Origin of the sequence: Methanofollis sp. (genome assembly GCF_028702905.1) — an archaeon.
Taxonomy (GTDB): domain Archaea; phylum Halobacteriota; class Methanomicrobia; order Methanomicrobiales; family Methanofollaceae; genus Methanofollis.
The window spans coordinates 1-6,214 of the sequence record NZ_JAQVNX010000113.1 but is presented as its reverse complement, the minus strand read 5'-3'; the positions used below and the strand labels follow the sequence as shown (position 1 = coordinate 6,214).

Sequence of the window (6,214 nt, the reverse complement as noted above, 5' to 3'; positions counted from 1 at the left end):
GTGCGGCCGATGTCGCTTGGACGCGTCGGCACCTGCACCTGCACCCTCAGGGAGATGGCCGCCCGCATCGGCGGGAATGTCAGGGTGTACGGCGACGCACGCGACCCCGCCACCCTTGCAGTCGTCGGCGGGAGCGGCTTTGACCCGGCCCTCATCGAGGAGGCCGTCGGCCTCGGCGCCGAGGCCTTTCTCTCGGCAGAACTGAAGCACCATGTGGCGCGGGCTTCGCCGATCCCCTGCATCGAGTCGACCCACTATGCCCTGGAGGCCCCGGGAATGCAGGCACTCGCGGAGAGGGAGGGCTGGCAGTACATCGATGATCGGCCGACAGTCACGACCCTTCCATGAAGGATATCTGGCAGGAGATCAGGGACGCGGGCGGCCTGACCCCGCCGGTCAGGGAGCAAATCTGTCGTTCCTACAGGGGCCGGGGGGAAAAGGCGCTCGCAGCAGTCGACGGCGGCCTGGTGCGGAAGTACGACGACTTCTTTGTCGTCACCGGTTGTTCGGACGAGTACATCGTCGAGGACGATTTCTGCACCTGCAAGGACTTCATCTACCGGGGGCGGTGCTGCTGGCACATCCTTGCCGTGCAGATCGCCGTAGCAGCAGGGTCATATCAGGAAAAAGACGGTTGGTACATCGATCGATGGAAGATGATCCGGTGAACACGATAAACAATATAATCATCCATTACCGAATAATAAGTAATAAGACGTGGTTTTGAATGCTCGAAGAAGAGTATCAGCTTGAATATTTTAAATCCCAGGGCTTCGTGCGGAAGGTCTGCACCAAGTGCGGGTCGGCGTTCTGGACCAGAGACCCGTCCCGGGAGACCTGCGGGGATGCACCCTGCGAGCCGTATGCCTTTATCGGCAACCCCGTTTTTCAGCCGCATTCCCTGGACGAGATGAGGGAGGCGTTTCTTTCGTTTTTCGAGCGGCATGGCCACACGCGTATCGAGCGCTACCCTGTCGTCGCCCGCTGGCGTGACGATATCTATCTGACCATCGCCTCGATCGCAGACTTCCAGCCCTTCGTGACGAGCGGTCTCGTGCCCCCTCCGGCAAACCCGCTGACGATCTCGCAGCCCTGCATCAGGCTCAACGACCTCGACTCTGTCGGCAGGTCGGGCAGGCACCTGACCCTTTTCGAGATGATGGCGCATCACGCCTTCAACTCGCCAGCCGAGGATATCTACTGGAAGGACCGGACGGTCGAACTCTGTGACGAGTTCCTCGCCTCGATCGGTGCCGACCTGAAGAAAGTCACCTTCAAGGAAAACCCCTGGATCGGCGGCGGCAATGCCGGCGCCTCTGTCGAGGTGCTCATCGGCGGCCTCGAAGTCGCGACCCTCGTCTTCATGAGCCTGACGCGGGAGAAAAACGACCAGGAACCGGTCATGCTGGAGGGCGAGCCGTACTATCCGATGAAGATGCGGATCGTGGACACCGGCTACGGCCTTGAGAGGATCACCTGGGCGTCGAAGGGGTCGCCGACGGTGTACGACGCCGTCTTCCCTGAGATGGTCAGCCACCTGATGCACGCGGCAGGCCTCGAACACCTCCTCGACAACAAGGAGTTCACGAAGATCCTCAGCCTCAACGCAAAGTTTGCCGGCCTGATGGACATCAGCGGCCCGAACCTCTATCAGCTCAGAAAGAAGGTCGCCGCCACGATCGATGTCCCCCTGGAAAAGCTGGACAAGATGATCACGCCGATCGAGAAGATCTACGCGATCGCCGACCACACCCGCTGCCTCGCCTATATGCTCGGCGACTGCATCGTCCCCTCGAATGTCCGCGAGGGCTATCTTGTCAGACTCGTGATCCGCCGCACCCTCAGGATGATGGCAGACCTCGAACTCAAGGGCAGCCTCGCCGACCTCGTCGAGATGCAGATGAAGATCGTCGGGCTTGACGCCTTCCAGCAGGACGTCAAGGTCGTCCGCGAGATTCTCGACCGCGAGGTGGAGAAGTACGCGGCGACTCTCGCCCGCGGCGCACGGATTGTCCAGAGGATCGCCCGCACCTACAAGAAGAAGAGCGAGCGGATCCCCCTGCAGGAGGTCGTCACCCTGTACGACTCGCACGGCATCCCGCCCGAGATGGTGAAGGAGATCGCTGCACAGGAGGGTGCGGTCGTCGAGATCCCGGACAACTTCTACTCGCAGATCGCCGACCTCCACTCGGAGAACCATGCGGAGAAGGAGGCCGACCCGCTGGCAAAGTACCGCGAGCGTGTCGCCGGTCTCCCGGCAACGAAGAAGCTCTACTATGATCAGCCGGCAGACGTCGAGTTCGAGGCAATGGTCATCGACTACTTCGACGGCTATGCGGTCCTCGACCAGACCCTCTTCTATCCGGAAGGCGGCGGTCAGCCCTTCGACACGGGCACCCTCGTCACCGCGGAGAGCATGGTGCGGGTGGAGGAGACGATCAAGCTCGGCGAGGTGATCCTCCACAAGGTGCAGGGCGGCATTCTCAAGCGCGGCGACCGCGTCAAGGGTATCGTTGACGAGGAGCGGCGCTGGTCGCTGATGCGCCACCACACCGCGACCCATATCATCCTCCACGCCACCAAAGAGGTGCTCGGCGCCCATATCCACCAGGCCGGCGCCCAGAAGGGGATCGATACGTCGAGGGTCGATATCAGGCACTTCAAGCATATCACCCCCGAAGAACTGAAGAGGATCGAGGTCCGCGCGAACCAGATCGTGATGGACAATGCCCCGGTCTACATCACCTGGGAGGACAGGACGCGTGCCGAGCAGAAGTACGGCTTCGGCCTGTATCAGGGCGGTGTCCCGCCGGGCAAGCTGATCAGGGTCGTCCAGGTGGCCGGGGACGTGGAGGCCTGTGCAGGCACGCACTGCCGCTCCACCGGCGAGGTCGGGCCGATCGCGATCCTGCGGGTCGAGCACATCCAGGACGGTATCGAGAGGCTGGAGTTCTCCGCGGGTATTGCAGCGATCTACGCGATGCAGCACGTGAAGGAGCTCATCGCCCAGTCTGCCGAGATCCTCAGCGTCCAGCAGGAGAACCTGCCCACCAGTGTGACCCGCTTCTTCACCGAGTGGAAGGAGCAGAGGAAGGATATCGAGAGGCTGCAGCAGAAGGTCGTGGACCTGGAGGCGCAGCAGCTTGAGGCGGAGGAGATCGAGGGCCACCGTATCGTGGTGAAGCAGGTCGACCTGCCGCCGCAGGAACTGGTGGCGCTGGCATCAAGGCTTGCGGAGAACGGCGAGGTCGCGCTCCTTGTCGGCGGGAACGACCGTGTGCATGCCGTGATGGCGTCCCCGGTTCCCGAACTGAATGCGATTGAGGTCATCAGGGATGTCTGTGCGGCCCTCGGCGGCAAGGGCGGCGGAAAGCCCCAGCTTGCTCAGGGCAGCGGTCCCGAGGCCGGAAAGATCGGCGAGGCACTTACTCTCGGCCGGTCCCTGATCGAAGCGAAACTGCATAGCTGACAATGACGGAAGAGGTTGTGGTGCTGGAGCCCGGCGACGAGCGGGCGAAGAAGATCGCGAAGGCGATGGCGAGTCAGACGGCGAACGATATCCTCTCCGACCTGAAGGAGGGGCCGCTCAGCGCCGCCGAGATCGCCGACCACCTCTCCATCCCCATCACCACCCTCAAATACCATATCGAGAACCTGGCCGACGCGGGCCTGATCAAGATCGTCAGAACGAAGTGGAGCTCGAAGGGGCGTGAGATGAAGGTCTACGGCCTCACCGACACTCTCCTCATCGTCGCCCCGCAGGTGAAAGACATCAGGGCGATCCTCCTGAAGTACGCCTCCCTCTTCGGGGTCATCGTCTTTGCGACCGTCATCGCGGCGGTGGTGATGCCGATGCTCATGCCGCCGGCGCCCGAACCCATGCCGCGGATGGTGGCGTTCAACGAGGGTGCCCCTCTCGGGGCCGCACCCAAAGCAGGAGGGGAGGGCTTCCTTGGTGGGGTCGACACCTCGGTCCTCGCCTTCTTCCTCGGGGGGAGCACGGTGCTCCTTGTACTCCTCGTCTATGAGGTGTATCTGTACTTCACGTACTATCGGCGGAGAAAGAGCAGGGTGTGAGAGGCGCTCTTTCCGTTCTTTTTTGAATTTTTTTTTGAGTATAGGGGAGCGACGTAGCGGAGAGTGTGGTCGTCACACGGAAGACGCCCGAACACAGAATTTCTGACCGCCGAACTTTCCTCATCACAATCGCAAGGACTGCCCCGGCGGGGTGTGCGAGCGACAGCGAGCATGAGAAGATCTCATAGATCTTCGAGGAGCGACCGATAGGGCGCAGGCGGGGATGCCGACTTCACCCGACAGAGATGCTCACCCATCCCTTGAGGGGGAATGTCAGGGAGGACAGAGCATGGCGGGCTATCAGTCTCTCCATATATTACCCGCCCAGGAGACTTTGAAGGAAAAATCAAAATAGACGCTAAGAGTAGGTATGCATGTGAGTAAGTCCTTCCCGAAAAGGATGAGGCCACCGTAAGGTGGGTGGGACGAAGTAGGGAAGGGTTCACCGCTTTTTATGGCCCCTTGAACTGGTCATCGAACCCGAACAGGTCCATCAGTATCGCCTGTATGCAGGAAAAATCGCTCTCTGATAACACGCCCAGTTTTTTCAGGAACCGCTCTTCATCAAGGGAGAGTATCTGAAAGCACAGTGCAAAACTTACATTGCGAAGACCATTTCCGCCATCAGGTTCGACCATGTGAGTGTGAGGAAAATTCCCCGCGTTGTGAGATGTGGTAAAAGGAATGATTACGTGCATCCCGAATGATCTGGCCAGGACAACCACCGGACGATTTCCGGACTGTTCATGTCCTCTGGTCTCCTCAAGTTCGATGAACCACACCTCTCGGGGGCGGGGGAGCGCCATGTCAGTACCTCAGAGACCGAACCGACGCCTTCTGCATCGGTCCAACTTCACCCCTCAGCCACTCCAGGTCTTCCGCAGTCGGCTCAAACAAAAATTCCTTGACTTTGGAGACTCCTTTTGCGATCTGGGTGTCCCGATAAAATCCCTTCTCATGTTTGACAATACGGAGTGCTTCGACAGGGGATCTGCCCATATTTTTTACGAGCAGGGCATAGGTCGCACCAATCTCAAGGAGAGAAGGAGTTTTCTGAAATATCGTATTGAGAGAGCGTACCACTTCGGTCTCTTCGGGTGAGAGGGAAACATCGCTGTCTCCTTTTTTAAATTCCTGTGGGTGGGAGTAGTAATCCCTGGTGAAATTCGGAGAATAAGGGCCCCTGATATACAGATTGAAAGGATACTGAAAATCCACATTTTTCATCTGAAGGAGACAAACTGTTTTCTGCGCGATCAGTTTGCTCTCAAAGTCGTCTCTGTCCAGGGAAAAATTCATCTCTCGAAATGCTGCAATCGTCTTTTTCCAGTCTCCCATTTACGCATCACCACACACAAGCATGTCCAGCCATTTTTTTATTTTGTTCCACTCTTCGAGGCCCGCAGGAGTAATTGTGTACAGTTCAAGAGTTCTGGATTCAAAGGTCACCTTTTCCATCCTGAGATATCCCATCTCGACGAGAGCATTGACATTCGAGTAGGTGGATCCGTCATTGCCGATCTTTAAACTGTTCTTTATCTGCCGTGCGGTTGCGCCGTCCTCACCGAGTTCGGATAAAGCCCAGAGTATTTTTATTCTGGTCAGTGAGAATGCATTCGCGTTTAAATTTTCAGCCCCATCCACGACATCCAGAAGATTTCCTTTCATATTGACCTCCGTCAGATCGTCCTGTGGTATCATTGACTTGAAGTTTAAATTAATTGATGGATTCGGTACTATATGATTGTTAGTGCAAATGGTTCGTGCGCTGGTGCTCAGGTACGGCACATCGCCATCCTTCTTCAAACAGCGGCATCGTGCTTTGTGACTCATTTTGAAGAATATCACCATCCTGAGGGATTAAAGTTCCATTTGGATAAATATCCAAATATTTATCGGATGAAAGGAGGCATCTCAATCTTGATTCGCCATGTCAGCCCCACAGGAAGTAATCGATCTGGTAAAACGCTTTTTTTGAAGCGGCGGATCGATGTCACTGATACGGCGACTGAGTGAACTACCACGCCCTGAAGGGCGTGGCTTCCTGCTTCATCCTCCCTCTACTGAGGCAAGTCCACAGGCCCAAAGGCGCGTTCCGCACCTGATACCCCGACAAGATTCTGTTCTTGCAGGGCAA

7 protein-coding genes are annotated in these 6,214 nt (G+C 57.7%); 4 read left to right on the top strand and 3 right to left on the bottom strand.

Annotated features, from left to right (window positions below; genetic code table 11):
- The 4 genes from PHP59_RS10870 to PHP59_RS10855 all read left to right on the top strand — a co-directional run.
- On the top strand, positions 1–348 hold a 348-nt coding region (locus tag PHP59_RS10870; RefSeq protein WP_300166853.1), incomplete at its 5' end, for a Nif3-like dinuclear metal center hexameric protein.
- The gene (locus tag PHP59_RS10865) at positions 345–668 is read left to right on the top strand and encodes an SWIM zinc finger family protein (RefSeq protein WP_300166851.1); all 324 of its coding nucleotides are present in this window, start codon (positions 345–347) and stop codon (positions 666–668) included. The genes PHP59_RS10870 and PHP59_RS10865, both read left to right, overlap by 4 nt.
- A 59-nt stretch (positions 669–727) precedes the next feature.
- Positions 728–3,469, top strand: a complete 2,742-nt coding sequence (gene alaS / locus PHP59_RS10860; RefSeq protein WP_300166849.1) for an alanine--tRNA ligase — start codon at positions 728–730, stop codon at positions 3,467–3,469.
- Positions 3,470–3,471: 2 nt separating this feature from the next.
- Positions 3,472–4,077: a helix-turn-helix domain-containing protein gene (locus tag PHP59_RS10855; RefSeq protein ID WP_300166847.1), complete on the top strand. Its 606-nt coding sequence runs from the start codon at positions 3,472–3,474 to the stop codon at positions 4,075–4,077.
- A gap of 452 nt (positions 4,078–4,529) precedes the next feature.
- On the opposite strand, the gene PHP59_RS10850 is transcribed toward PHP59_RS10855, so the two are convergent.
- The 3 genes from PHP59_RS10850 to PHP59_RS10840 are packed head-to-tail and all read right to left on the bottom strand — an operon-like array spanning position 4,530 to position 5,745.
- Complete coding sequence (locus tag PHP59_RS10850) at positions 4,530–4,883, bottom strand: type II toxin-antitoxin system PemK/MazF family toxin (protein WP_300166845.1); 354 nt, start codon at positions 4,881–4,883, stop codon at positions 4,530–4,532.
- A gap of 1 nt (position 4,884) precedes the next feature.
- The gene (locus tag PHP59_RS10845) at positions 4,885–5,415 is read right to left on the bottom strand and encodes a hypothetical protein (RefSeq protein WP_300166843.1); all 531 of its coding nucleotides are present in this window, start codon (positions 5,413–5,415) and stop codon (positions 4,885–4,887) included.
- Positions 5,416–5,745, bottom strand: a complete 330-nt coding sequence (locus tag PHP59_RS10840; protein ID WP_300166841.1) for a transcriptional regulator — start codon at positions 5,743–5,745, stop codon at positions 5,416–5,418.
- Between the last annotated feature and the right edge of the window lie 469 nt (positions 5,746–6,214).